Source organism: Syntrophales bacterium (assembly GCA_023229765.1).
GTDB lineage: Bacteria > Desulfobacterota > Syntrophia > Syntrophales > UBA5619 > DYTH01.
Genome location: JALNYO010000013.1, coordinates 62,403 through 87,633, shown reverse-complemented (window position 1 = coordinate 87,633; position 25,231 = coordinate 62,403). Strand labels below are relative to the sequence as shown.

At 50.9% G+C, this 25,231-nt stretch carries 25 protein-coding genes and 2 tRNA genes; 9 read left to right on the top strand and 18 right to left on the bottom strand.

What is annotated here, in order from left to right:
* Positions 1–7 precede the first annotated feature (7 nt).
* Genes atpG through M0P74_09045 form a run of 5 tightly spaced genes read right to left on the bottom strand, consistent with a single transcriptional unit; the run spans position 8 to position 4,093 of the window.
* Complete coding sequence (atpG, locus tag M0P74_09065; protein MCK9363729.1) at positions 8–883, bottom strand: ATP synthase F1 subunit gamma; 876 nt, start codon at positions 881–883, stop codon at positions 8–10.
* 55 nt (positions 884–938) lie between these two features.
* Complete coding sequence (gene atpA / locus M0P74_09060; GenBank protein ID MCK9363728.1) at positions 939–2,453, bottom strand: F0F1 ATP synthase subunit alpha; 1,515 nt, start codon at positions 2,451–2,453, stop codon at positions 939–941.
* Between the two features lie 3 nt (positions 2,454–2,456).
* Positions 2,457–3,002 carry an ATP synthase F1 subunit delta gene (gene atpH, locus M0P74_09055; protein MCK9363727.1) on the bottom strand — a complete coding sequence of 182 codons (546 nt, stop codon included), beginning with the start codon at positions 3,000–3,002 and terminating at the stop codon, positions 2,457–2,459.
* A 42-nt stretch (positions 3,003–3,044) separates the two neighbouring features.
* Positions 3,045–3,668 (bottom strand): ATP synthase F0 subunit B, encoded by a 624-nt coding sequence (locus tag M0P74_09050; GenBank protein MCK9363726.1) that lies wholly within the window; start codon positions 3,666–3,668, stop codon positions 3,045–3,047.
* Positions 3,668–4,093 (bottom strand): hypothetical protein, encoded by a 426-nt coding sequence (locus M0P74_09045; protein MCK9363725.1) that lies wholly within the window; start codon positions 4,091–4,093, stop codon positions 3,668–3,670. The genes M0P74_09050 and M0P74_09045 overlap by 1 nt, the downstream gene beginning before the upstream one ends.
* 279 nt (positions 4,094–4,372) lie before the next feature.
* Between M0P74_09045 and cas2 the strand changes: the two genes are divergently transcribed.
* A complete protein-coding gene (gene cas2 / locus M0P74_09040; GenBank protein ID MCK9363724.1) occupies positions 4,373–4,651 on the top strand; it encodes a CRISPR-associated endonuclease Cas2 in 279 nt (92 codons plus the stop codon).
* A gap of 349 nt (positions 4,652–5,000) precedes the next feature.
* Here cas2 and M0P74_09035 read toward each other — a convergent pair whose 3' ends face one another.
* A complete protein-coding gene (locus tag M0P74_09035) occupies positions 5,001–5,258 on the bottom strand; it encodes a hypothetical protein (GenBank protein MCK9363723.1) in 258 nt (85 codons plus the stop codon).
* Positions 5,255–5,533 carry an AbrB/MazE/SpoVT family DNA-binding domain-containing protein gene (locus M0P74_09030; protein MCK9363722.1) on the bottom strand — a complete coding sequence of 93 codons (279 nt, stop codon included), beginning with the start codon at positions 5,531–5,533 and terminating at the stop codon, positions 5,255–5,257. Before M0P74_09030 ends, M0P74_09035 begins: the two co-directional genes overlap by 4 nt.
* 117 nt (positions 5,534–5,650) lie before the next feature.
* On the opposite strand from M0P74_09030, the gene M0P74_09025 reads away from it, so the two are divergent.
* Complete coding sequence (locus M0P74_09025) at positions 5,651–5,878, top strand: CRISPR-associated endonuclease Cas1 (protein MCK9363721.1); 228 nt, start codon at positions 5,651–5,653, stop codon at positions 5,876–5,878.
* Between the two features lie 96 nt (positions 5,879–5,974).
* Here M0P74_09025 and M0P74_09020 read toward each other — a convergent pair whose 3' ends face one another.
* On the bottom strand, positions 5,975–6,259 hold the full coding sequence (locus M0P74_09020; GenBank protein ID MCK9363720.1) for a hypothetical protein: 285 nt from the start codon (positions 6,257–6,259) through the stop codon (positions 5,975–5,977).
* Entirely contained in the window at positions 6,256–6,534 is a 279-nt protein-coding gene (locus M0P74_09015; GenBank protein ID MCK9363719.1) for a hypothetical protein, read from the bottom strand. Before M0P74_09015 ends, M0P74_09020 begins: the two co-directional genes overlap by 4 nt.
* Before the next feature lie 530 nt (positions 6,535–7,064).
* Here M0P74_09015 and M0P74_09010 point away from each other — a divergent pair.
* Positions 7,065–7,967, top strand: a complete 903-nt coding sequence (locus tag M0P74_09010) for an SDR family oxidoreductase (protein ID MCK9363718.1) — start codon at positions 7,065–7,067, stop codon at positions 7,965–7,967.
* Between the two features lie 47 nt (positions 7,968–8,014).
* Here M0P74_09010 and rodA read toward each other — a convergent pair whose 3' ends face one another.
* The 4 genes from rodA to M0P74_08990 form a co-directional block, all read right to left on the bottom strand.
* Complete coding sequence (rodA, locus tag M0P74_09005) at positions 8,015–9,127, bottom strand: rod shape-determining protein RodA (GenBank protein MCK9363717.1); 1,113 nt, start codon at positions 9,125–9,127, stop codon at positions 8,015–8,017.
* Positions 9,124–11,010, bottom strand: a complete 1,887-nt coding sequence (gene mrdA / locus M0P74_09000; protein MCK9363716.1) for a penicillin-binding protein 2 — start codon at positions 11,008–11,010, stop codon at positions 9,124–9,126. Before mrdA ends, rodA begins: the two co-directional genes overlap by 4 nt.
* A gap of 474 nt (positions 11,011–11,484) precedes the next feature.
* Positions 11,485–12,312, bottom strand: a complete 828-nt coding sequence (mreC, locus tag M0P74_08995) for a rod shape-determining protein MreC (GenBank protein MCK9363715.1) — start codon at positions 12,310–12,312, stop codon at positions 11,485–11,487.
* 79 nt (positions 12,313–12,391) lie between these two features.
* Positions 12,392–13,435: a rod shape-determining protein gene (locus M0P74_08990; protein ID MCK9363714.1), complete on the bottom strand. Its 1,044-nt coding sequence runs from the start codon at positions 13,433–13,435 to the stop codon at positions 12,392–12,394.
* Positions 13,436–13,655: 220 nt separating this feature from the next.
* Here M0P74_08990 and M0P74_08985 point away from each other — a divergent pair, with 220 nt between their 5' ends.
* Positions 13,656–15,254, top strand: coding sequence for a SurA N-terminal domain-containing protein (locus M0P74_08985; protein MCK9363713.1), 1,599 nt, complete (start codon positions 13,656–13,658; stop codon positions 15,252–15,254).
* Between the two features lie 58 nt (positions 15,255–15,312).
* On the opposite strand, the gene M0P74_08980 is transcribed toward M0P74_08985, so the two are convergent.
* Positions 15,313–15,388: transfer RNA gene (locus M0P74_08980), tRNA-Ala, on the bottom strand.
* Between the two features lie 108 nt (positions 15,389–15,496).
* Here M0P74_08980 and M0P74_08975 point away from each other — a divergent pair.
* From M0P74_08975 to M0P74_08955, 5 genes are all read left to right on the top strand, one after another.
* Positions 15,497–15,583, top strand: a tRNA-Leu gene (locus M0P74_08975).
* Positions 15,584–15,699: 116 nt separating this feature from the next.
* Positions 15,700–16,212: a hypothetical protein gene (locus tag M0P74_08970; GenBank protein MCK9363712.1), complete on the top strand. Its 513-nt coding sequence runs from the start codon at positions 15,700–15,702 to the stop codon at positions 16,210–16,212.
* The gene (locus M0P74_08965) at positions 16,209–16,916 is read left to right on the top strand and encodes a hypothetical protein (GenBank protein MCK9363711.1); all 708 of its coding nucleotides are present in this window, start codon (positions 16,209–16,211) and stop codon (positions 16,914–16,916) included. The genes M0P74_08970 and M0P74_08965 overlap by 4 nt, the downstream gene beginning before the upstream one ends.
* Before the next feature lie 216 nt (positions 16,917–17,132).
* Entirely contained in the window at positions 17,133–17,438 is a 306-nt protein-coding gene (locus M0P74_08960; GenBank protein MCK9363710.1) for a hypothetical protein, read from the top strand.
* A gap of 297 nt (positions 17,439–17,735) precedes the next feature.
* Positions 17,736–18,683, top strand: a complete 948-nt coding sequence (locus M0P74_08955) for an IS630 family transposase (protein MCK9363709.1) — start codon at positions 17,736–17,738, stop codon at positions 18,681–18,683.
* A 504-nt stretch (positions 18,684–19,187) separates the two neighbouring features.
* Here the strand turns inward: M0P74_08955 and M0P74_08950 are convergent.
* The 4 genes from M0P74_08950 to M0P74_08935 all read right to left on the bottom strand — a co-directional run bounded on the left by M0P74_08950 (position 19,188) and on the right by M0P74_08935 (position 25,231).
* Positions 19,188–19,892 carry a response regulator gene (locus M0P74_08950; protein ID MCK9363708.1) on the bottom strand — a complete coding sequence of 235 codons (705 nt, stop codon included), beginning with the start codon at positions 19,890–19,892 and terminating at the stop codon, positions 19,188–19,190.
* Positions 19,889–22,582, bottom strand: a complete 2,694-nt coding sequence (locus tag M0P74_08945) for a sensor histidine kinase KdpD (protein MCK9363707.1) — start codon at positions 22,580–22,582, stop codon at positions 19,889–19,891. The genes M0P74_08950 and M0P74_08945 overlap by 4 nt, the downstream gene beginning before the upstream one ends.
* 68 nt (positions 22,583–22,650) lie before the next feature.
* Entirely contained in the window at positions 22,651–23,370 is a 720-nt protein-coding gene (locus tag M0P74_08940; GenBank protein ID MCK9363706.1) for a response regulator, read from the bottom strand.
* 19 nt (positions 23,371–23,389) lie between these two features.
* A complete protein-coding gene (locus tag M0P74_08935) occupies positions 23,390–25,231 on the bottom strand; it encodes a cell wall metabolism sensor histidine kinase WalK (protein MCK9363705.1) in 1,842 nt (613 codons plus the stop codon).

Genomic DNA, 25,231 nt, shown 5'->3' with positions numbered 1-25,231 from the left:
TTTCTTGTCAGCCTTTTGCCAGAGCCTCTGTTCCGCCCACAATATCCATAAGCTCGGAGGTTATCGCCGCCTGTCTCGCCTTGTTGTATTTAAGCGTAAGGCCGCTTACCATCTCCTCGCAATTTCTTGTCGCGTTATCCATCGCCGCCATCCGCGCCCCGTTTTCCCCTGCCGATGTTTCGGCGAGCGCCCGATAAATCAGGACATGCACATACATCGGGAGAAGATTTTCCAGGATATTTTTCGCTGCTGGTTCGTAGATGTAATCAATCTCGTTGGCAATATCAGTTTCTGCCTTTTTTACAAAAGGGGCGATGGGGAAAATCTTCAAAACCCTCGGCTTCTGAATGGATACATTGATGAACTCATTGTAGATCAGATAAAGCTCGTCGTACTCTTCCGCAATAAAGGGCGGGATTATATCATTGGCGATGCTGATTGCCAGATTCATGTCAAATTTGCCAAAAACATCGGAACGGGCATGGCTTATCTTAAACTTTTTCTTGAAGAAATCTCTTCCCTTCCGGCCTACCGGAATAAGCTCTACATCAAGCCCCAACCGCTGTTTCTCAATCACGAACCGTTCCGTTGCCTTGGTCAGATTGTTGTTGAACCCGCCGCAGAGACCCCGGTCGGAGGTCATTAAAATGGCCTTGATCCGCTTCGGTTCCCTTACCGCCAGAAGCCGGTTGGATTCGACGCTGACCCTTCCTACCAGATCACCGAGCATTTCCATGAACGATTCAGCATAGGGACGGAAGTTCAGCATTCGCAACTGGGCCGCCTTGAACTTGGAGGCAGCCACCATGTTCATTGCCCGAGTTATCTGTCTTGTTTTTTGAACGGCATTGATTTTCCGTTTAATGTCCTTAAGTGCGGCCATTCAAATCCGGCTCCTTCTTTGTGTAAGCTATCGTCTGTCTATACTCGCCCTCGGTTCAATCAGCGGAGAAGACGGAAGCGAACTCGGTCAAGGCCGCTTTCAACTTTTTCTCCAGCTCAGGGCTGATAACCTTCTTGTCGTCAATTTCCTGCATGATCTCTTTGTATTTTCCTTCCAGGAAGGCAAGCAACTGCTGCTCGTAGCTTTTGAGCTTGTCGAGCGGGTGCTTGTCAAGAAAACCGCGGGTTCCCGCAAAAAGAATCGCAACCTCCTGGGAAAGGGACATCGGCGCTGTCTGCGGCTGCTTGAGTATCTCCACGAGACGGATACCGCGTTCCAACTGGGCCTGTGTCGATTTATCGAGATCAGAGCCGAATTGAGCGAAGGCCGCCAGTTCCCGGTACTGGGCAAGATCGAGTTTAAGAGTGCCGGCGACCTGTTTCATCGCCTTTACCTGAGCGGCGCCGCCGACGCGGGAGACGGAGAGCCCAACATTGATCGCCGGTCTGATGCCCGAAAAAAACAGTGACGGCTCCAGATAGACCTGACCGTCGGTGATGGAAATAACATTGGTGGGGATGTATGCGGAGACGTCGCCGGCCTGGGTTTCAATGATCGGCAGGGCGGTAAGGGAGCCGCCGCCGAGCTCCTTGCTCAACCGGGACGCCCTTTCGAGCAACCGGGAGTGGTTGTAGAAAATATCCCCAGGGAAGGCCTCACGACCAGGAGGACGCCGCAGCAAAAGCGATATCTGGCGGTAGGCGACGGCCTGTTTCGACAAGTCATCGTAAATAATCAGGGCGTCCTGCCCCCGGTCGCGGAAGTACTCGCCGATGCTGCAGCCGGCATAAGCGGAAATATACTGGAGGGTGGCCGGGTCGCTGGCGCAGGCGGCGACGACGCAGGTATAGGACATCGCGTCGTTTTTTTTCAGCGTCTCCACCAACTGGGCGACGGTCGATTTTTTCTGGCCGATTGCCACGTAGATGCACTTAACCCCTGTGTCCTTCTGGCGGATGATCGCATCGATGCAGATTGCGGTCTTCCCGATCTGGCGATCCCCGATGATCAGCTCTCTCTGGCCGCGCCCGATTGGCGTCATCGCGTCGATCGCCTTCAGGCCGGTGTACATGGGCTCGTTAACCGGCTGGCGCTGTATGACCCCGGGTGCGATCATCTCGATCCGGCTGTATTCCGTTGTCTCAATGGGGCCTTTGCCGTCAATGGGGGCGCCGGTTGCATCGATTACGCGACCAAGAAGCGCTTCGCCGACGGGAATCTGGGCGATCTTGCCGGTGCGCTTGACAATATCGCCCTCCTTGATATGGGAGATTTCACCCAAAACGGCCACGCCGACGTTATCGGTCTCCAGATTAAGAACCATGCCGAGAATTCCCCCGGGGAACTCAAGCAGCTCCATGGACATGGCGTTCTCCACGCCATAAACCCTGGCGATTCCATCGCCGACCGAAAGCACGGTGCCCGTTTCACTGACATCAAGCTTCTTTTCGTAGTCCTTTATCTGTTTTGATATGATTTCGCTGATTTCTTCAGCCTTAATGCTTTCCATGCTCTATATCTCCTCCCCCAAGAGATTTTGGATGTCGTTCAATTGCGCTCGGACGCTCCCGTCATAATAGGTGTTGCCAATCCGAACCACTATGCCGCCCAGCAGCTCGGGCTCATCTAAAACGGTCATTTCGACCTTGCCCTTGGTCATCGCCTCCAGTCCCTTCTTCAGTTTTTCGGAGAGTTCCGGCGAAAGGGGAAAGGCGGTTTTAACGGCGACTCTGACCATTCCCAACTCTTTATCCATAATGTCCCGATAGCAGTCCATGATGTCGGGAAGCAGGACGATACGACGCTTATCAACCAGCAGTTTCAGGAAGTTAGCTGAAAGATTGGAAATGTTCCTTTTTTCTATCAGCGCTTCCATGACCGCTTTTTTATCGGACAGGGAGAATATCGGATTGGTCAGAAATCCATACAGATTATCATCTGCCTTGATAATATTGGCGAAGGCAACGAGTTCATCGTAACATTCCCGATACATTTTCCCTTCTGCGGCCACTTTAAAAAAAGCTTTCGCATAGCGCCTGGCAATATTTCTATTGATCAATTTCTTGTTGCTCCCTTGATAATGAATGATAACAAACGTTTATCAATTGGCTTTTACGGTATTTTTTATATAATTTCTTACCATTGCTTCGTGATCTTCAACCCGGATATTTTCGCGAAGAAGGGATTCCGCCATCTGCGTTGAATAGCGCACCGCTTCGAGGCGGAGCTGATGCCGTGCCTTTTTGAATTCCTGCTCCATGCGCAAGCGGGCATCTTCCTTAATTTTTTCCGCTATTTCATGGGCTTCCTTGATGATCCGCTGTTTTTCGGCCTGTCCCTGTTCCCGAATCATCGTGGTTAATTCATCTATTTCAACGGTTGCCTTATCGAGCTTTGCTTCGTATTCCTTGAATTTTCTTTGTGCCTCTTCAAGTTGGGATGCGGCATCCGCCAGCCCTTTTCCGATTTTTTCCCTGCGTCCTGCGAAAAAGTCCTTTGCCTTCTTACCCACCAGCCAGTAGATAATTCCGGCAAGGACAATAAAATCGAGGGCCTTCCACGCGAAATTCATCAGTTTTGCGTGCGTGTCTTCACTCCCGCCTCCGGAGGCGCAGGCCGCAGAGACAAGAAACATGCAGAGGAATAAAGAAGAGATGGCTGTGAAAGCAAGGGGTTTTTTGCCCTGGATATTTTTGTTTGGCTCTATCGCACGTCCTGTTCCCATCAGAGTCCCCTTCCCATTATTTTTTCCGCGATCTCAACGGACAGCTTGCGGGAATTATCAGCCAGGATATTCTTCGCGGAGGCAATTTCGCCAGCCGTTTTTAAACGGAAAGCCTCCTGCATCCCCGGGATTTCCGATCTTGTTGCATCTATTAGTGTTTTTGCCTCTTCATCGCCCTGTTTTATCAGGGTCTTTTTCATTGCCAGGGCCTCTGCCTTGGCGAGCCGAAGCTTCTCTTCGTAGGCAGCCATCTTCAGATCGATGCTTCCCTGAAGGTTGCTGACCTCGGCCTCAGAATCCGCAGTTTGTTTTTTTCTTTTGTCGAGGACGCCCAGCAGAGGCTTGTAAAGCAGAATATTCAGAATAAAAATAAGGATAAGAAAATTTAATATCTGGATTCCCAGTGAATAGTCGATACTGACCACTACATGTCACCTCATGTTTTATATACTGCAAAAAGTTTCCAGTATTTAGATACGTAAATGCATTGGCTTATCTTGCAGATAAATTTTATGTGCGGGCTCTACCCTATTATCTTTACGCTGTCAAGAAAAAAAGGGAGAAAGTGTTCCCGGTCGGAGTCATCGGCGATAAGTTAGCCGCGTCTCTCAAAACTCAAAGAAAATGTTGCGACGGGGCGCGGGCTGTGTTTCTCAAACAGGATGATTTCTATCAGGAAAAAACTAATGAAGAGGGGGATGTTTATGGACATGATCGTGGCGTACGACATTGCCAACCCGAAGCGGCTCGCCAAGATTGCCAAAATCATGAAGGATTACGGAGTCCGGGTGCAGAAGTCGATTTTTGAGGTGACGGCGAAAGGAGGAGGGTTCGAGCAGATGCGCCGCCGCGTGGAAGCGGTGATCGTGCCGGAGGAAGACGGCGTCAAATATTTTCCCCTCTGCGATAAGTGCTCGGGAACCGTCGAAATCATCGGCCAGGGAATCTTCATAGACCCCGACGAGGAGTTTTACATTTATTGATCCGCTCCCCGGCATTCTTAATCGGCGCCCATTCCCCATTTTCGTATGATTCAATGATATCTTTTTCTTCATGATCCGACCGATCTCCATGTCCCCGTCAGAACGGCCTCCCGTAGCGCCGCAATGGTCGGCGGGATGGCAACATCCGGATGATCCTCCTTAGCGGTTGTTATTTTCCTTAAACCTCTTCCGCACTACCTCGCCGGTCTCCTTCTTGCTCTCCCTCAACAATTTTATTTCGTACTCGGTCAGCATTCCCGGTTTTAAAAAGGTATCGAGCCTCTGATTGAGGATTGAGTAAGGCAGTCGAAGGTGTGAATAAAGGTTTTTTATTCTTTCGCTTTACGGGTCATGGGTTTCTCAGCATGTCATGGGTGCCTATCCTCCGAAGAAAGCAAGTTTCGCCCTTTACCTGAAAGGTGAACCGGTAAGAATCGGTTACCCTGCCCTCCCAAATGTTTCGGGGGTCGTTCATCTTTTTGATATGCAATGACGGATGCTTAGAATTAGCAATCAGCAATGCCAGGTTCTTGTCTGTTATCTTCTGAATATTGGAGGGCAACTTCCGGTAATCCTTTATGAATGCCTCCGTAAATTCAAGTTTCATATATTGCTCTTCTTCAGGGCAACAAGAGCATCGCATATATTATCAAAGGGCCCCACGGTTTTTCCCGCAGCAATATCACTATCCGCCTGTGCCTCGCCCTCCTGCCACTCCTTGGTGTGGAAGTACGCCTGGTCAGGGTGCACCATCTTGACCGGCTTCAACACCAAATCACCATCTTTTTTCTCAACATCCAGATAGTCGCCTACTTTCATCGTTATACGAACTCCCGCAGGTATTGTTATCTGATAATTTTGTCTGATCTTTACCAGTGCCATAACGCCCCTCCTTCATTTATCAATTTAAGAATTTGATAAACTAAGGAGTTCGCAATGTCAATGATTTTTCATAAAATATAGGGACACTTCCCACGCTATTCGCTTGTCCTTGATCTGATGGAGGAGTTTCGGACGATCATCGCCGATACGCTGACCTTGTCGCTCTTCAATCTGAAAATTCTGAAACAGGATGATTTCTATCAGGAAAAAACAAATGAGGACGAGGAATTTTATGGACATGATCGTGGCGTACGACATCGCCAATCCGAAGCGGCTCGCCAAGATGCCAAAATCATGAAGGATTACGGAGTCCGGGTGCAGAAGTCGATTTTTTCGGAAAATTGACATGACGCTGGAGGTAATTGCAAAACTCCCCATTCTTGTCATTTCCGCAAAGATTCTGACGGGAATGACAAATGGTTTTGTAATTGCCTCGCTGAATTAAGCATTTTTTCTTTCGATAAGATATCCGGAAACATACTTATGAATGATACTGGATACCAAAGTCTGGTAAGGGATGCCCTCCTGCACCGCGATAACCTGTACTTGCTCCAGGTCTTTTGAAGACATGCGAATGTTTATCCGCTTGTCTTTTTGCAGTGTATTTTTTGCATACTGCTGGAGCTTCTTGATTTCCTCCCCGGCATTCTTAACCGGCACCCATTCCCCACGTTCGTATGATTCAAGGATATCTTTTTCCTCATCATCCAGAATTATCTTTTTCATTTCTTTCCCCTCGCATACTTATTTGTAGCTTTTCTGCTGGGTATAATTGTTTTGAGAAATATCTGTTCATTGTGTTCAACATAAGGGACAAGATATGCGTATGCATCAATCATAACCACAGCAATTTTCTGTCCTGGATACCTTTCTTGATTTGGATGTTCAATGGTGTCGATAACTTCTCCTCTTTCCATTAACAGTGCAACTTGTTCAAAGCAAACGCCCCTATTTTTCTTCAACAATTCATTCTTTTCATTGTCCCATCTCAAGATATTCATGTGTATTGATTATAACAATGTGTGCCTTATGTCAATATTAAATATAGAGACACTTCCCGTATTTATTCTTGACGATTGGCGAGGAGCTGGAATCATCTTGACCTTAAGCGTTTGTCTTTGATAATCTTAGAGACGGGCGAGAAAGGTGGGTCGCATTATTTGGGGACTCCATTTTATGAGTGGCGATAAAAGAGGCAGATGCTATGGTTCGTGAGTAGAATCTCCAGACAAAGCTGATCCTCCTGAGCCAGATGCTCATTGTCTTAGCGATGCGGCGTGTCGTCCGTAGCAGTTTGTTCTTGCTTATAAAAGATAAATATGAAATTTAATCCTTTGAGCCAATTGCAAAACTCCCAACGCTGTCATTCCCGCGACGCTTCTGGGCGGGAAAACGAAGTTTAATGTTCATAATCCAGTTTTTAACTATTTGAAATCATGGATGCCCGACAAAAGCATTCGGGCATGACACGGAGTTTTGCAATTACCTCCCTGTTTTCCGATATGGAAAAGCCCCCTTAAGGAGAAAATAGATGATTCAAGACTTCCAAGACAAAACCGCCGTACTCACAGGCGCCGGCTCGGGATTCGGGCTCGAGTGCGCTCGTATTGGCGCCAGGCTGGGCATGAACCTGGTGTTGGTGGATGTGCAGCAGGACGCTCTGGACAAAGCCGCTGACGAGATGCGGGCGGCCGGAGCGCCCGTGCTCGCACGCCGGATCGACGTGTCGAGCGCCGAGCAGATGGAGAGCCTGGCGCAGGAGGTGATGCAGCGCTTTGGCGCCCCGCACTTCGTATTCAACAATGCGGGCGTCGGCTCGGGTGGCCTGGTGTGGGAAAACTCGGTAAAAGACTGGGAATGGGTACTGGGCGTCAACCTCTGGGGCGTGATCCATGGAGTACGACTGTTCACTCCGCTGATGCTCGCGGCGGCCAAAGCAGACCCGACTTACCGGGGTCATATCGTCAATACCGCCAGCATGGCCGGGTTGCTCACCCCTCCAATCATGGGAGTTTACAACGTGAGCAAACATGCAGTGGTGAGCCTGTCCGAAACCCTCTACCAGGACCTGAAGCTGGTGAGCGATCAGGTCAGCGCCAGTGTGCTGTGCCCGTACTTCGTCCCCACCAACATCACCCAGAGCCAGCGCAACCGGCCAGCCGCACTCACCGGCGAGCCCCTGACGCACAGCCAACTGATCGGTCAGGCCATGAGCGAAAAGGCGGTAAGCTCCGGTAAGGTCACTGCCGCACAAGTGGCGCAGATGGTGTTCGATGCCATCAGCGCCGATAGGTTCTACATCTTCAGCCACCCCAAGGCTATGGAAAATGTGCGCTTGCGCATGGACTGCATTGTGGAGCAGCGCAACCCGGCAGATCCGTTCGCCGAACTCCCCGAGATCGGCGCTGCCTTGCGCGCCCAACTGCTATGTTAAATAATGTTAGGCAATTCTAAGCTGGTTTTATGCCGCTAATCCATGTTTTATTTCTGCAGAAGAAATCTTCTTACGCTGATGCTCATCAGGATGCCGGACGCAGTCATCAGCACGAGCAATGATGATCCTCCGTAGCTGAGAAAGGGAAGCGGAATTCCAACCACGGGAAGGATTCCGAGGACCATTCCGATATTGATGAACACCTCCCAAAGAATGAGCGTGGTGATCCCGAAAGAGAGCAAGGCTCCCGAATAGTCCTTGGAGTGCAACATTATATTCAACCCCCAAATAATCAAAGAGAGAAAAAGCAAAAGCAACACGATACCGCCGATGAATCCCCATTCCTCGGCAAAAACGGAGAAAACAAAATCGGTTTGCTGTTCCGGCAGAAATCGGAGCTGCGTTTGGGTCCCCTTGAGAAATCCCTTCCCCCAAAATCCACCGGATCCTACCGCAATCATGGACTGGATAATATGGTAGCCGGCGCCTAAGGGATCATTTTCCGGACTGAAGAAGGTGAATATCCGTTCCCTCTGGTAACCCTTGAGAAAATGCCAACCAACTGGAATCATAATCAATCCCCCGGCAGCGGTCATCAGGATTGACTTATAGTCCATGCCGACAAATAATACGATTGCCAAAAAGATGATAAGCAAAATCAGCGCGGTTCCTAAATCCGGCTGTTTCAAGATCAACAGGAAGGGGACTATAGTTATTAAGAAAGGGATCAGCAGTTCTTTAAGGCGATATCCGCGGCTCAGTTGGTGGGCGTCGAAATACTTGGAAAGAGCAAGAATAATAGTAAGTTTTACAAGCTCCGAAGGCTGAAAAGAGAAGGAGCCAAGGGCTATCCAGCGCTGGGAACCGCGAGAGGCATTGCCCGCTATCAATACAACGAAAAGCAGAAGGATCGCGATGCCATGGATTATGTAGGCGTGGCGCACCAGGAAGCGATAGTCGATAAAAAAGGCGATGGTCATCCCGGCGAACCCGATGATTATCCATTGAATCTGTTTTATGTAATAAGGGGTCTGGCCGGGGGCGGAGATGCTGAGACAGGCGCTGTAGATATTCAACAGGCCGATGAGAGTGATTCCCATAACCAGGATAAAGAGTGCCCAGTCGAAATTGAGCAGAAGACCGCGGTCCAGTTTCATCATTGTTTTTGCGCCTTGTTTGATGCCGGAGCGCCTTGTGAAGGTCTGCGCTCAGGAAGTTTGTTTTTTTGTGAGAAGTAAACGTCCAGCATTTTTTTTGCCACCGGGGCTGCTGTCGCTCCGCCATGCCCGGCGTTTTCCAGAATAACGGCTATGACAATTTCCGGATTTTCGCAGGGGGCAAAACAGACGAACAGCGCATGATCGTTCGTCTCGGCGGTCATTTTTTTCTCTTTGGCATTCTGCGGAAGACCGATTACCTGGGCAGTGCCTGTTTTCCCGCAGACATCCTGTTGCGCCCTTTTCAGCAGATAGCCGGTTCCCCCTCTTTCATTTACCACTCCCCACAGGCCTTTGTTGATGGTCGTGATATTGGGGGTACTGACAGGAAGCAAACCCTTTATTTCTGGGGGGAAGGACTGCAATATCCGGCCATCGGGCGATTCAATCTGTTTGACAATGCGGGGACGGTAAAGCGTTCCCCCATTCGCCAAGGCAGCGTAGGCACTTACCAGTTGAAGAGGGGTGACGAGGTTGAATCCCTGACCGATCGCCAGCGATATTGTTTCCCCGGCGTGCCAGGGGGAGTTAAGGCGGTCTTTTTTCCATTGCCTGGTCGGGACAAGGCCGCTCTTTTCACGAGGCAGGTCGATTCCCGTGGGAGCGCCCAGGCCGAATCCCCTTGCGTATTCGGCGATGGTGTCCACATTGAGCATCTTCCCGAGGTTGTAGAAATAGACATCGCAGGATTCTACGATGGCCCTGTGCAGGCTTATTTCCCCATGTCCCTCTTTTTTCCAGTCGTGGAATATTCGGTCTCCGAATTCGAAGGCGCCATTGCAGTAAATGCTTTTGTCCGAGGTGATCGTTCCCGTTTCGAGGGCGGCCGCAGCCATGATCGGTTTATAGGTTGACCCGGGCGGGTATTGGCCGGCGATAGCGCGGTTTTCCATGGGATGCTGCGGATCTGAGGAGAGTTTTTCCCATTCGTCCGCGGAGAGTTCCCCTGTGAAGATGTTGGGATCGAAGGATGGCGAGCTGATGAGTGTTAGAACGTCGCCGTTTTTAGGGTTCAGAGCTACAACCGCGCCTCTGCGGTTTCCGACGGCCTCCCATGCGGCTTTCTGAAGCTCCAGATCGATGTTCAAGACGACATTGTTACCAGATTTGGGCGGTATTCTCCCCAGGGAGCGGACGATCTTGCCGGTTGCATTTATCTCTACCTGTTCGGCGCCGCTTTCCCCCCGCAGATGCGCGTCCAGCGATTTTTCAATCCCGAATTTTCCAATGTTATCGCCTGGCGACAGATGTCCGGCGATATCTTGTTCAATTTCCCGCCGGCTTACTTCACCGGTAAAACCTATTATCTGCGCGTTCGCTTCCCCATAGAGATACTGTCTGACCGGCGTAATTTCCGTCACAACGCCGGGTAGTTCAAAAGAGTGAATCTCAACTACAGCCACTTTTTCCATGGTTGCGTTTCGTTCGAGAGTTACGGGCACAAACGGTTTTAATTTATCCGGAATAGATACATTACCGGCAAGTTCCAGGGAATTAAGCGAATAAAACCATTTTATTTTATCGATTGATTTATTGATATCCCTGGCCTTGTCAGGGATGAATAAAATATTAAAGGAAGGACGGTTTTCCGTAAGTAGCTTACGATTTCTGTCCATTATCAATCCCCGCAGAGGTTTTATTTTCCTCAGGCGCAAGCTGTTGTTCTCTGAGCGCTGACGAAAATCATCGCCCTTGATCACCTGCAGATACCACAATCTGAGCGCGAGAATTGTCAGTACGACAGCCACTATAATTAGCAATACGCCGAATTTGTGTTTTAACTGTCCTGGCTCATAAACGTCGAGCCGGTTGCCTAACTTCAGCATTCAAAAAACCCTCAAAATAATTAAAAACATAATATATAAATGGGCTTAAGACTCCCATTGCGACCGCCTGGGGGAGGAATATTTGCGGGAGAGCGTAGATAATATCAACGTCCAGTATTAACCAGGAGAAGAGGACTTTAAGAGCGCCCTGGAGAAAAAGGCAGATGCCGGTGAAAACTGATGCCGGCAAGCTGTTTTTCCTGTCAATTTGGGTGCCGGCAATCATTGCTATGTAAAAGAAAAGGACGTATAAAAACATATGAAGGCCCCAAATGGGACTGACTATGCAATCAAGAAAAAACCCAAGCATGAAGGAAAGAACAACGCCCCGCAAGGGATTGAACCAAAAACCGGCATAGATGACGAAGACAAAGGCTAAATCAATGCTTACCGGGCCTATGGAAAAAAACTCCATGAAGGTTATTTGCAGCATTGCCAGAAGGAAAATAAATATTGGCTGCAGCAGGAAGGCAATCATGGGCCGGGTTCCTTCCCGGGAAGCAAAATCAGCACCTCTTCCAGCCTGGAAAAATCTACCGAGGGCGACACGTCAATTTTCTGAAACAGCTCATTTTTTTGCGGTTCTATTTTAGAGACGATCCCAATAATCAGCCCTTTGGGGAAGACCCCTGCCATACCGGAAGAGAGCAATAAATCGCCGGGAAGCACATCTGCTGTGGGGGGGATATACTTCAGCTTGTATCCGGATTTTCCTGTTCCCTGAAGAATTCCCTGGGTGCGGCTTCGCTGAATGATCGCATCAATATTGCTGGTTCCGTCGATCATAAGCAGGACGCGCGAGGAGTGCCAGGATGTCTCCATGATCCGCCCCGTTACCCCCTGTGCGGACAGGACGGGATATCCCGCACTCAGACCGTCGGCGGTTCCCTTGTCAATCAGGATCGTTTTGGATAGCGAATTTTGATTGTTGTCAACAACCCTTGCCGTTACTGTTCTGTAAGGCAGACCGCGCTGGAGGTCGAGCAGCTTGCGAAGCCGGAGCCCTTCATAATATCCCTCGCGGTAATTGTTGAGCTGCTCGGCAAGAGCGGCTTTTTCGGCCCGCAGCCGTCTGTTGTCTTCCTCTAATCCTACAAGGAAAAGATACCTTCTCCAAAAATCGCTTAAACCCTTGGAAGAAAGGTTGACAAGGTTTGCAAACGGGGTCGCTATTTCCATGACGGTCTTGCGCAGGAACCCGGGTTCAGTCAGGCTGGATGCGCCGTAGGAAATTATTGCCAGGGATATTATTAAAAAAACGGCGGCTGTGATATGGGAACGATATTTCTTCGGGATAAGCATTTCTCAATTTACTGCCTTTTAATGAGGACTGCGCAAAAGCGCTGATATGACGTAGCTACCGACGGCAAAGCTTAAAATTCTATGTTTGAAAGGTGACCTCTTTGAGGATATCAATGTGATCAAGGGCCATACCGGCGCCCCGGGCGACGGTGGTGAGCGGGTCGTCGGCGATGATGGTCGGAAGCCCCGTTTTCTCTTTAATCAGCAGGTCGAGGTTTCTGAGGAGCGCGCCGCCGCCGGTAAGCACGATTCCCCGGTCGGCAATGTCGCCGGAGAGTTCCGGCGGCGCATTCTCGAGGGCGTTTTTCACCGCATCGACGATCAGGCCGAGCGATTCGCCGATCGCCTCGCGGATTTCGCCGGAGTTTATCTCCAGGATTTTGGGGATGCCGGAGATCAGATCCCGCCCCTTTATCTCCATCGTGCGGACTTCCCCCTCCGGATCGGGGTAGGCGTTGCCGATGGTTGTCTTGATGATCTCTCCGGTGCGCTCGCCGATAAGCAGACTGTACTTGTGCTTTATGTACTGAACAATATCTTCGTCCAGCCTGTCGCCGGCTACCCGGACCGACTTGGAATAGACGATGCCGGTAAGCGAGATCACCGCCACCTCGGTTGTCCCGCCGCCGATATCGACAACCATCGAACTGATCGGCTCGGTTACCGGCAAACCCGCCCCGATGGCCGCCGCCATCGGTTCCTCGATCAGGTATATCTCCCGGGCGCCTGCGGATTCCACCGTCTCCCGGACGGCGCGCTTCTCCACCTGCGTTATCCCCGAGGGGATGGAAACGATGATGCGGGGGCGAACGAGGGCGCGCCGGTTGTGAACGCTCAGGATGAAATGGCGGAGCATCGCCTCGGTGATGTCGAAATCGGCGATTACCCCGTCGCGCATGGGGCGGATGGCGACGATGTTGCCGGGGGTTCTTCCCAGCATCTTCTTGGCCTCGGCGCCTACCGCCAGCACCTTCTTTTCCCCGCGGGCATTCTGGTGAACGGCGACAACGGAGGGTTCGTTGAGCACAATCCCCTTTCCCTTGACATAAACCAGCGTGTTGGCCGTTCCCAGGTCAATCGCCAGGTCGTTGGAAAATTTCCCCAAAATAAAATCAAAAAGCAAGCTCGTATCCTCCGACTACTTATTTCATATAATCAATAACATCAAAATTATTTTCCCAATGTCGTTTGTTCTATATAGCATTTCATACCGGCGTTCAATCCTTTTTAAAGAAAATCATTGCATTTTGCCGGTTGCTATATTATTGAGCGCGGGCGCAGGATATCCCTGATCGGGCTACTAATTCCTGAACGTTACAATAATTTTTTGAGGGAGAAGCACCATGCTCAATATCATGAGGAGACACGCAAGAAACTGGTTAATGAAGCTCGTCCTGGGGATCATTATCGTGGTTTTTATTTTCTATTTTGGCTCGATGAGCGGCAGGAATAAGGCAGAGCGGATTGCAATGCTTGATGGAAAACCGATTGTTTATGTGGATTTCCAAAAGGAATATCAGAATCTGCTTGATATGTATCGGGAACAACTGGGGCGTTCTTTGACTGAAGAGATGCTCAAGGGTTTGAACCTCAAAAAGCAGGCTTTCGATATCCTGATAAATCAGGAGGTTTTACTCAAAAAAGCGGAGGATCTGGAAATTCACATTTCCAATGAGGAGGTTAAAAACGCGATTCTCTCGTACCCTGCCTTCCAGCAGAACGGGGTTTTTGACAACATAATTTATGAGCAAACCATCCGGGCGGCTAAAATGACCACGGAGCAATTCGAGGACAGTCAGCGAAAGATCCTCCTTTCTGCTCAGGTTGAGAGCCTTATCAAGGATGGCGTCAAGCTCGCGGATGAGGATGTTCTCGATTTCTATCGAATGCAAAAGGAGAAGCTCAATCTCGATTATATCCGGATTTCTCCCGCGGATTTTCTTTCTGTCCTGAAACCCTCTCAGACGGAGCTGGAGGATTTCCTGAAAGCCAACCAGGGAAAATTTCGGGTTCCCGAACAGGTGCAGATCAAATACGTGGCGTTTATGCCGCAGGATTTTGCCGCGACGGTTGTTCCCTCCGAAACCGAAATTGCGGATTATTATGAAAAACACCGGGAGCTCTACAAGAAAAATGATAAAATTATTCCCCTCGCCGATGTCCGGGACAGGGTCAGCGGCGATATCAGGCAAGGCGCCGGGCGGAAGGCTGCTTATGATGAGGCCAAAAAGGCCCACGATACGATTTATCAGCAGGAGAACTTCGACGCCTATGCAGCACAGAAGAAGCTTGCGGTTCACACGACAGATTTCTCTGCAATAAGCGCTCCCCCCCAGGAGTTCAAAGCAATAGACCAATGGGGAAAGATCGTTTCGAGTCTGAAGGATGGGGAAATCAGCCGTGTTCTGCAGGGGGAGAATGGCTACTACATAATCAGGATTGCGGCGCGCAAGGCGCCTTATGTGCCAGCGCTCAAGGATATCGCCGCCGCTGTGGAGAAGCAGTACCGGGAAGTCGAGGCCGGAAAGCTGGCGCAAAAAGAAGCAGAGAAAATCTCAACCCGCCTGAAAAAAGGGGAGGGTCTGGATGCGCTGGCCAAAGGCCGGGGATTAATGGTTCTGGAAACTGGGTTTTTTCAGCCCGGCGGCGCGATTCCGAAAATAGGCTCTTCGGCGGAGCTGACCGAGTCGCTTTTCCAGCTTTCCTCGAAAAAGCCATCTCCGGAAAAGGCCTTTTTGATTGACGGGAACTATATAGTCATCGCCCTGCGGGAAAGAAGCAAGGCAGACGACAGCGATTTTGCCTCCCAGAAGGACGCTGTTGCAAAGTACCTTTCCCAGGCTGAGAAAACCGAGGCTTTCCGACAATGGCTGGAGGGAAGCAAAGCGGAGCTTGTTAAGCAGGGCAGGCTGAAATTCGTCCGCGACTTTAAGGATTTATAGAAAAAAAGTAAGCCCGCCTTCCACAAACATCCGGTAAGACGGGCTTACTTGTAAAAAATGGTGGAGCTGGCGAGGATCGAACTCGCTACCTCTTGAATGCCATTCAAGCGCTCTCCCAATTGAGCTACAACCCCGATTCATAGTCGCCGCAAATCAGGCGGTTCCCCTAACATGAGATTTCCGGGCTTGTCAACACATTTTTCTTGACATTTTGCGCTTCCTCCCATAAACAACCCCCCATTGCCGGAGTGGTGAAACTGGTAGACGCAGGGGACTCAAAATCCCCCGAGGGCAACTTCATGTCGGTTCGATTCCGACCTCCGGCACCATAATAAAAATAGGGACTTGCGGATTGTAAAGCGACCGTCAAGCCCTTTTTATTTTTCTTGAACATCAACCTTAAATATTTCTTGCGCTATTCGCGAATAGCGAATATCATGCGGCCATGAATCTTAAACCCCAGGACATATATATCCTTTTGAAGCTAGTCGCATTGGGTGAAAGCCAGTGGTCCTATGCATCCGTTGCCGGTGATTTGTTCATGAGCGCTTCCGAAGTCCATGCCGGTATCAAGCGTGCCGTTGCCGCACGTTTACTGCAGTCCCCAAGCGGGCATCCCCTGAAAAAGTCACTGGAAGAATTTCTCATTCACGGCATCAAATATGCTTTTCCACCGGAACATGGCGGACTGACCCGGGGCGTCCCTACCGGGTATGCAGCGCTACCGCTGAAGGACATTATTTCTCAGCCGAACGAACCACCCCCCGTATGGGCGGACCCAGAAGGCGATACGCGTGGTTATGAATTCTCACCTCTGTACAAGACTGTCCCGAAGGCTGCGTTAAAAGATCAAATTCTTTACGAATTGCTGGCTATCGTTGACGCCATCCGCGACGGAAGAGCCCGCGAAAGAGTGATTGCCATCGAAGAGCTCAAGGCTCGATTGGGATCAGGATGATCAAGAACAAAGACATGAATATTCGGATGATCATCCATGTGGCCAAACGTCTTGGTGATCTTAGGGATAAGGTCGTTTTCGTCGGGGGTTGCGTCACAGGAATGTTTATTACCGATCCAGCCATGCCGGAAGTCCGTGCCACTCAGGATGTGGATGTCATTGTCGAGGTTGCCTCACGGATGGAGTATTACCGGCTTGAGGAAGAGCTTAGGCGCAAGGGGTTCAAACAGGATATGAGTGAAAATGCGCCTGTCTGCCGCTGGCTGGTTGATCTGATCAAAATCGATATCATGCCAACTCAGGAAGAGATACTGGGGTTCTACAACCGCTGGTATCTACCAGCGATAAAGAACGCGGATCTTATTGAATTGGAGAACGAACTGACCATCAAACTTGTATCGCCCCCTTATTTTCTGGCAACCAAGATTGACGCGTTCAAAGGCCGCGGTTGCGGCGATTATATGGCCAGTCACGACATGGAAGACATCATCACGATCTTGGATGGCCGACCGGAAATCGTCTCTGAAATCAGAAGCTCCTCGGATGATCTTAAATATTTTCTGTCACGAACCTTCACGATTCTATTGGCAAATGAAGAATTCCTCGATTCGATTTCCGGCCATCTTTCGCCGGATCGTGCCAGCCAGACGCGATTGCCTCTGCTCATCAAGAGATTGGGTGAGATAGCAAAAATATCTGAATAGAAGATATTTATCTCGTTAGAGGTAATTGCAAAACCATTTGTCATTCCCGAATGTCTCTATCGGGAATATGGTTTTTCAAGCAGTTAGAACCAGATTCCCGCTCAGAATCGTTGCGGGAATGACAAGAATGGGGAGTTTTGCAATTGCCTCGTTATTATCATAATTATTTTTTATGACAGAAAATACAAAGGTTCATATCTAATTTATCGCTCTTCAATGGAAGGGGAACTGTGTGGAAAGGGTCGCCCGCAATTTTCGTTCCCCAAGCCGCGCAACTCCGCCATCGACAAAATGGCCGCCAAGACTTTTTTGCGTAAGTTCACGATGCGCCTGCCGCGCGCGTTGTGGCCAATTCCGCCGGTCTACGGCCATGTGCTGGCGTTTACGGAAGACGGGGAGGTGGTGGCTGACCTGCAGAACCCGAGTGGCGCATACCCGGAGACGACTGCCGTGACGGAGAACGCCGACAAGTTCTTCATCCAGAGTTTGCATGCCAAAGGGCTGGGCTGGATGCCAAAATGATTTCCCGGCTGGCGGGAAGGACAAAAGGGCGTTCGTGGCGAACTTTTGCGAAACCGAGCCCTTTCAACGCACGAATAGAGCCTTGTAGCCTTCCATGTTCAGATAGAACCATTTGGCGCCGGGAAACCCAGTGATCGGGAAATTTCAGTTCTTCCATAGGTATCACTCCTTTATTATGCGATTCGGCCGGCTCTGCCGGCCCCGCTGTGGTTTCACACCGGGAGGTGAGGGTCATGTATGTTATCACCTCGGCAATTAAATATAGCAAATTGGATAATATTGTGATATACGGGATTCATGGAAAAGACAGATGCACGCAAACATAGTCCCGAGACACAATATGAGATTCGGAAGCAGATTGTTCGACTTCGTAAGCAGGGGTTTACGAACAACGATGTTGCAAAGGGAGTAGGTGTCAGCGTTAGTCGCGCCAGCAGAATTTGGCAAAGCTATAAAAGGGAGGGTAGCAAGGCCATCAAGCTGGGAAAACGAGGACGCCGCACTGGAGATCAACGTACCCTTAACGCCGAGCAGGAGAGGGAGGTTAAACGAGCCCTTATTGACAAGACTCCTGACCAACTGAAACTCTCCTTTGCCTTGTGGACGCGGGACGCGGTGAAGTTGCTGATAAAACAACTGTATAGCATTGATATGCCGATCCGGACGGTTGGAGAGTATCTCAAGCGTTGGGGTTTTACCCCCCAGAAACCGGTGAAACGCGCCTATGAGCAAAGTTCGGAGGCGGTCAAGAAATGGTTGGAGACGGATTATCCTCTTATTGTTTCTCGGGCGAAGGAAGAGAAAGCTGAGATTCACTGGGGCGATGAGACGGGAGTTCAGACGGGTGCCAACCGGGTCCGGGGATTTGCTCCTAAAGGACAGACCCCTGTGGTCAGGTTGGTTGCCAAAAGGAGCCATATCAGTATGATTTCGGCCATTACCAACCAGGGGAAGGTTAGGTTCATGGTGTACCGCAATGCCATGAATTCCGGGCTCTTGATCAAGTTCATGACCCGCCTGACCAAAGATGCCGGGCGTAAAGTGTTTTTGATCCTGGACAATCTGCGTGCTCATCATAGCAAAGATACCAAAAAGTGGTTGGAGGAACACAAGGAACAGATAGAGGTTTTCCACCTTTCCTTCTATTCACCAGAGCTTAATCCGGACGAATACTTAAACAAAGCTCTCTCTTCTCCAATGTTTTTTCTCCATCCGGGCCGGCAAAAAGGTTCTGAAAAAAATTGAACCGGTTCTGCTCGGCTGCCCGGCTCTTGTGCCATCCCTGCTGCACCTGGCTTTCGACAAGGGGTACCCAAACATCTTCTGCCCCTGATGCAGGCACTCGTGATAGGGCGTCTGATATCGCCGGGCAGCGAGGTTCATACGCACCATTGGCTTCAAAGCACCTCGGCTCTTTATGAATTTACCGGGGAACCTCTGCATTCTTCCCTGAATTCCCTGTATCGTGCCGGCGACCGTCTTTTTGATTGCAAGGACGCATTAGAGAGCCATCTGTCGACCCGGGAGCGTGATCTTTTCGACCTGCCCGAACGCCTTTGTCTTTTTGGTCTGACCAACACATATTTCGAAGGCCAGGAAGTTGCCAACGCCAAGGCTCAAAGGGGGCACAGCAAAGAAAAGTGCACGGACTGCAAGCTTTTGACGTTCGCTTTGGTGGTGGATGAAGATGGTTTTCCGAAGTACAGCCGCCTGTACCCCGGCAATCAGGCTGAAGGCCAGACACTGGCACTAATCAAGATCCTGTTTAAATCGGTAACCGACTCCGGGTTCGTTCAGCAGGAAGCGCGGGCGGGCGGAGTCGGTCTCGATTTTCTTTCTCAGTTGGTTCATAAAGACGCGCAAGTAATGAGTCTGCTCCACGTAAGGTGGCCCCCAGACCTCCTTGAGGATTTGCCTGTGGGTCATGACCCTGCCGGCATTCCTGACGAGAACCGTCAGCAGCCGGTATTCAATAGGTGTCAAATGAATCTCCTTGGATCCGGAAAAAACCTGCCTCTTCAGGAAATCTATCTTTAGGTCCTCTGCGATGAAAACCGCATCCTCCTGTCCCTGCTGCTTGGGAGTTGCATGTCGGAGGGCAACCCGGATCCTGGCCAAGAGCTCGCCTGCACAGAACGGCTTCGTCAAATAGTCGTCCGCCCCTCCGTCAAGGGCCTTTATCTTGTCCCCTTCCTGCTCCCTTGCCGAGATGACGATAACGGGCAGGGCAGTCCATTCCCGGAGTTTTTCGATGACCTCAAGACCGTCCATGTCGGGAAGCCCCAGGTCGAGAAGCACGATGTCAGGATTTCGTGTCGCCGCCTGGGAGAGTCCGTCGGCAGCGGTTTCCGCTTCAAGCACAGCATATTTTTCACTCTGGAGCGCTACCCGGAGAAACCGCCGCATCTGCCGTTCATCCTCTATCAGGAGTATGGTGGCCGGAATTTCATTCATGGCAATTCCTTTTCGGGTATCATGGACGGGGGTGTTCCTTCGACGGGTATGACGAACTTGAATGCGGCGCCTCCACCCGTCCGGTTTTCCACCCAGATGCGACCGCCGTGGGCCTCGATAATGACGCGACAGATCGAGAGTCCGATGCCGGCTCCCATCTGCGTATTGGCGCCGCGGGTGAATTTTTTGAAAATAGCCTCCCCTTCGTGGGCGGGTATGCCTGGACCTCGGTCGGCGATCTCGATCATCACAGCGGATTTCTGCGGGGTGACAGTGATTTCAACAGGGGTGCCGGTCGGGGTGTGCCGCAAGGCATTCTCCATCAGATTAGACAGCACCTGCTCCATCAGAAGGGTGTCAAAGGGAATGAGGGGGAGGTCCGGAGGAATTTTCAATTCCAGAGAGCGCTCTCTGAAACGGTCGGCGAAGCGGTTCAGAACGACCCCGATGATCTCCTCCAGGGGCTGCCATTCCTTGTGGACGGTGATCGTCCCGGAATCGAGACGGGTTAGATTCAGGACATTGCGGATGATGCGTTCCAGTCGGTCAGTCTCCTCATAGATGGTGTGCAACAGTTCCAAACGGGCCGGTCGGTCGAGGGACGCGTCCTTTTCCAGGAGGGTGCTTGCCGCCCCCGCCACGACCGCAAGCGGCGATCTCAAATCGTGGGAAATGGAACTCAGAAACGTATTTTTAACATTCTGCGCCTCCGCCTTCAGGTGCTCTTCTTGCACCTCCTTGGCCAGCATGATCCTCTCCATGGCCATGGCGGTTTGATTGACGAAACTTTCAAGAAAATGGATGTCTTCGGGATCGAATCCCCTCTCGGCATTTTCGGGAAGTACGCCCACAACCCCCACGACACCGGAGGAAGCAACCATCGGCAGATAGAGCGCCTTGGCTCCGGGGAGCGTGTCGGTACCCAGGCCGGCGGAGTGCCTGTTATCAAAGGCCCATCGGGCGACGCTCAGCTCCTTCCGGTCGATGGAAAAAGTGCCTACCCTCGTTTCCGATGCGGCCAGCTCCCCTTTTTTGTCCAAGACCAGTATGACGATCTGGCTGTGAAACACTTCGCTGATGTGTTTGGTGGCGACGTTGAAGATCTGTTCCTTCTTGCGTTCCTGTGCCAATTTGCGACTCAGCGCATAAAGGGCAGCGGTGTTCCTTTCGCGCTTTCTCGAAGCTTCCGCTTGTTCGCGGATTTGCAGCGTCAGTCGCGTGATGACATTGGCCACCACAAACATGACGGCGAATGTTACAACAAAACGAATATCGTTGACTGCGAAAGTAAAATACGGAGGTGCAAAGAAGAAGTCGAATGCGGCCACACTCAGCAGGGTGGCCGCAAGGGCCGGCCAGCGTCCGGTCCGCGTCGACGTTATGACGATGCCGAGAAGATAGATCATGGCAATGTCCGTCCGATCGAAATACGGGGATATGAGGCTGCCAAGAATGGTACTCAATGTCACGGTCCCGAGACTCCAATACCATTCCTTCGGCTTGATCTTTGGTGAATGAGACCTCGCGCCGGGCTTAGCCGGCGCCTCAGCCGCGTCCCCCGTGATCACGTAAACCTCAATATCGCCGCTTCCCCGGATGATCTCATCCAGTAGCGATCCCAAAAGCTTGTCCTTCCAGCGTGGATGCGTCGGCTTGCCGACAATGATCTTGCTGACGTTGCGCTCTCGGGCATAGTTGAGTATCTCATCACTTGCCTTACGTCCCGTCAGTGTCGCGGTCTGTGCACCCAGACTTTCCGCAAGCCGCATATGCTCCGCCAAGAGCTTCAAGTCATCTTGAGACGGTCTGATGTGGGAAGGGGCCTCGACATGCACGGCAATCCACTCGGCTCGGAACCCAGCCGCAATTCTGCGTGCCGCCCGGATAAGGCGGATAGAGCGCGGATTCGGCCCGATGCAGACCAGGATTCGTTCCGCCGCCGGCCAGATGTCCTGAACACCCGCATCGCGCCGGTAACTCTCCATCTGTTCGTCTACCTGTTCGGCCGTGCGTCGCAGGGCCAGCTCCCTCAAGGCGATCAGGTTGCCCTTGCGAAAAAAATTCTCCGTCGCCTTTTGCGCCTGTTCGGGGATGTAGACCTTCCCTTCCTTGAGGCGCTGGAGCAGATCGGCGGGTGGCAGGTCGATCAGCTCGATCTCGTCGGCTCGTCCTAAAAAAGAATCCGGGATGGTTTCCCGGACAATGATGCCGGTGATCTGCCGAATAATATCATTCAGGCTTTCAAGATGCTGGACGTTGACAGTCGTATAGACGGATATTCCTGCGCCGAGCAATTCCTGGACATCCTGCCAGCGCTTATTGTGCCGCGAGTCAGGTGCATTGGTATGCGCGAGCTCGTCGATGACGATCAGTGAGGGGCTTCGCGCCAGCGCCGCGTCGATGTCAAATTCCAGGATGTCCCGACCGCGATGGGGCTGGATACGACGCGGCAAAATTTCCAGTCCGTCGAGAAGGGTTTCTGTCTCCTTCCTGCCGTGTGTTTCCACGACCCCTACGACGATATCGACACCTTCCGCCCGGCGTTTTTGAGCGGCCCCGAGCATCGCATAGGTTTTACCCACCCCCGGGGCGGCGCCGAAGAATATCTTCAACTTGCCATGACGTTTACGTGTCTCTTCAGAGACAGCCCTGCCAAGAAGTTCGTCGGGATCAGGTCTTTTTGTTTCCATAACTTCGACATTCCATGGTTATGAGGATGAACTGCATGATAGCAATATACCGGAATCAGCGCGGGGCATCAGTTCTTCCCCGACCCCGATTTTTCGTCCTTCTGATCTCCTTTAATGTCCTCAAGAATTATTCCTCCCTCCTGCTTCCATTTTGCCGTTGTCGATCGATGAAGGTTGTCGATGGCAGGCTGGTATGAGGGATCAAGAGAAAGCGCGGCTCTATAGTTTTTCTGTGCTTCGGTGCGATCCCCCTTAATCTCCATCATCGCGCCGAGGAGATTGAATACCTCGGGCCGACCGGGATCGATGGAGATTCCCCTGTGCACATGCTCGATGGCTGCATCAAAATGACGATCCCTGATGGCGTTCTTCGCACATTCAATGGAAGAGGCGTAATCTGAACGCTTGAGTTCAACGCCCTTGTCTCTGTCGGCCACGCGCGACACCAATTCCCGAATCTCCTCAGGATCGAAGGGTTTCTGGAGGAAGTCTGCCGCGCCCAGCTTCATTGCCTCAACCGCCGATTCAATCGTTCCGTAGGCCGTTATCATGATGACCCGGATATCAGGCCGTATCTCGCGGACTCGACGAAGAATTTCCATTCCATCCATCCCTGGCATTCGGATATCCAAGAGGACCAAGCCAAACTCTCTCCCTTTGAGCTTCGTCAGGGCTTCTTCCCCGTTTGCGGCTGTATCGATTTCCGCACCCAGAGTCTCCAGAACTTGTGAAAGAGTCAGGCGAATATTTTTTTCATCGTCGACGATCAATATGGGTTTATCAATCATGGCTCACCTCGTAGAGAATTTATTCTACTGATTGAAGCGTAAAGGTAAAGGTACTTCCTTCTCCCGGAATTGAATCTACCCATATCGTACCACCATGAGCACGAATAATCTCCTTGCAAATGGCTAAGCCGAGTCCACTCCCTCCGAGGGCCTTATCATTTCTTATTTGAACAAATTTGTCAAAGATCTTGGATTGATCTTCACGGGGAATACCTTGGCCGTTGTCAATTACTGAAACATGGACATACGGACCGTGGTGCCCAGCCGAGAGGCGAATGGTCCCTCCACTTTCAGTGTAGCGCAACGCATTAGTGATCAGGTTGGTCAGCACCCAGGTGATCTTATTGGCGTCTGCCTTGACTTCGGGGAGGTTTTGGGGGACTTCCAATGTTAGATGAATACGTTTTTCGGCGGTTTGGTTTTCCAAAATACCAGCGACATTTTGGCAGAGTTTCTGGAGAGAAATTTTTTCAAACTCCATCTCCATCTTTCCTCCCTCGATTTTTGAAAGATCCAATAAGTTTCTGACAAGCGTCTTCAGCCGCTCAAGATCCTCCCGGGCAGCCAAGAGAAGTTCCCGATCTTTCTCGTTCAATTTCTCCATCGTTCTTTCGAGAAGAAGGTTTATGCTCATGCCGATGCTTGTCAGAGGCGTTCGAAGTTCGTGAGAAGCGGTCATCACAAATTCACTTTTTAGGCGGTCCAGTTCCGCCAGGCGCGTGACGTCCCGTAAAAGCAATACGACCCCCAGGAGGGTGTCGGGTTTTCCATGGACAGGCGTGATTGAAAATTGGAAATGGCGCTGCTTCCCCCCTTGTTCTGCGGTGAGAATTCCCTTTTGTTCTTCAATGGGAGAAGGCTGGCCCGTTTCGATGGACTGCTTCACATGATTGAACAGCATTTCATTCTTGACCACCTCAAGAAAATGCCTGTTCTGTATCTGGCCGAATTCAATGTTCAGTGCTCTTGCGGCGGTGGGATTCACATCCGTTACCCTGAACTCATTGTCGACGACCACAACCCCGTCATCGATACTGCGAATGATGGCGTCACTCTTTTGTTTTTCCGCCATGATCTGGTTGATGTTGAGGGCGCGATACTCGCGCAACCTCTTGACCATGGCATTAAACTCGTTGGCCAAACCTCCCAGTTCGTCGGAGGAGGAAACGGAAAAGTCAATATCATAGTTACCCGATGAAATTTCACGAGTTGCTTCCCTCATCCGCCGGACGGGTCTTACCAGGAGATTTGAAAGGATTACGCTGAATCCAAGTCCGATGATGATTGCGGCACCCCCGATGATCATCATGGACCAAATCGCCCTCTGTGCGACACGGCGCGCGCGTTCACTTGCCTTGAACATGGTCTCTTGATTCATCTCACGGAGATGAATGCATGCCGCCCGCACGGAATTGAAGGAGGGGAGGATCGTTTCGTGATAGAAGGTGGCTGTTTCTGGTACGTGAGATCGATAAACCGGCTTGAGTTCTGAGATAAGTTTTAAATAATGGGTATACCCATCTTGAATCGCTTTAACGGTTCTCTCTTCTCCTTCGATAGTGATGTTATCTTTTGCCCGGCTTAGCCACAGGAAAAACTCGCTTTCATTATCTCGGAATTGTTTCCATGCCTGATCTTCATAACCACCGAGGAGCAAGAGGAGTATCGCACTATCCTGCCTCTCGATCGCGTAAACCATGTTTTCTGCCGCAAGAATACTCCTGTAGTTTTCCTCCAGGATGGCATCACTGGCTTTGCCCAAATGAAGAAGATTGACCAGGGCCCATGTCAATACGACAATCATCAGACCCAGCGTGATGCCGTAACCGATAAAGATTTTCTTGCGAAGAGTCCAAACCAT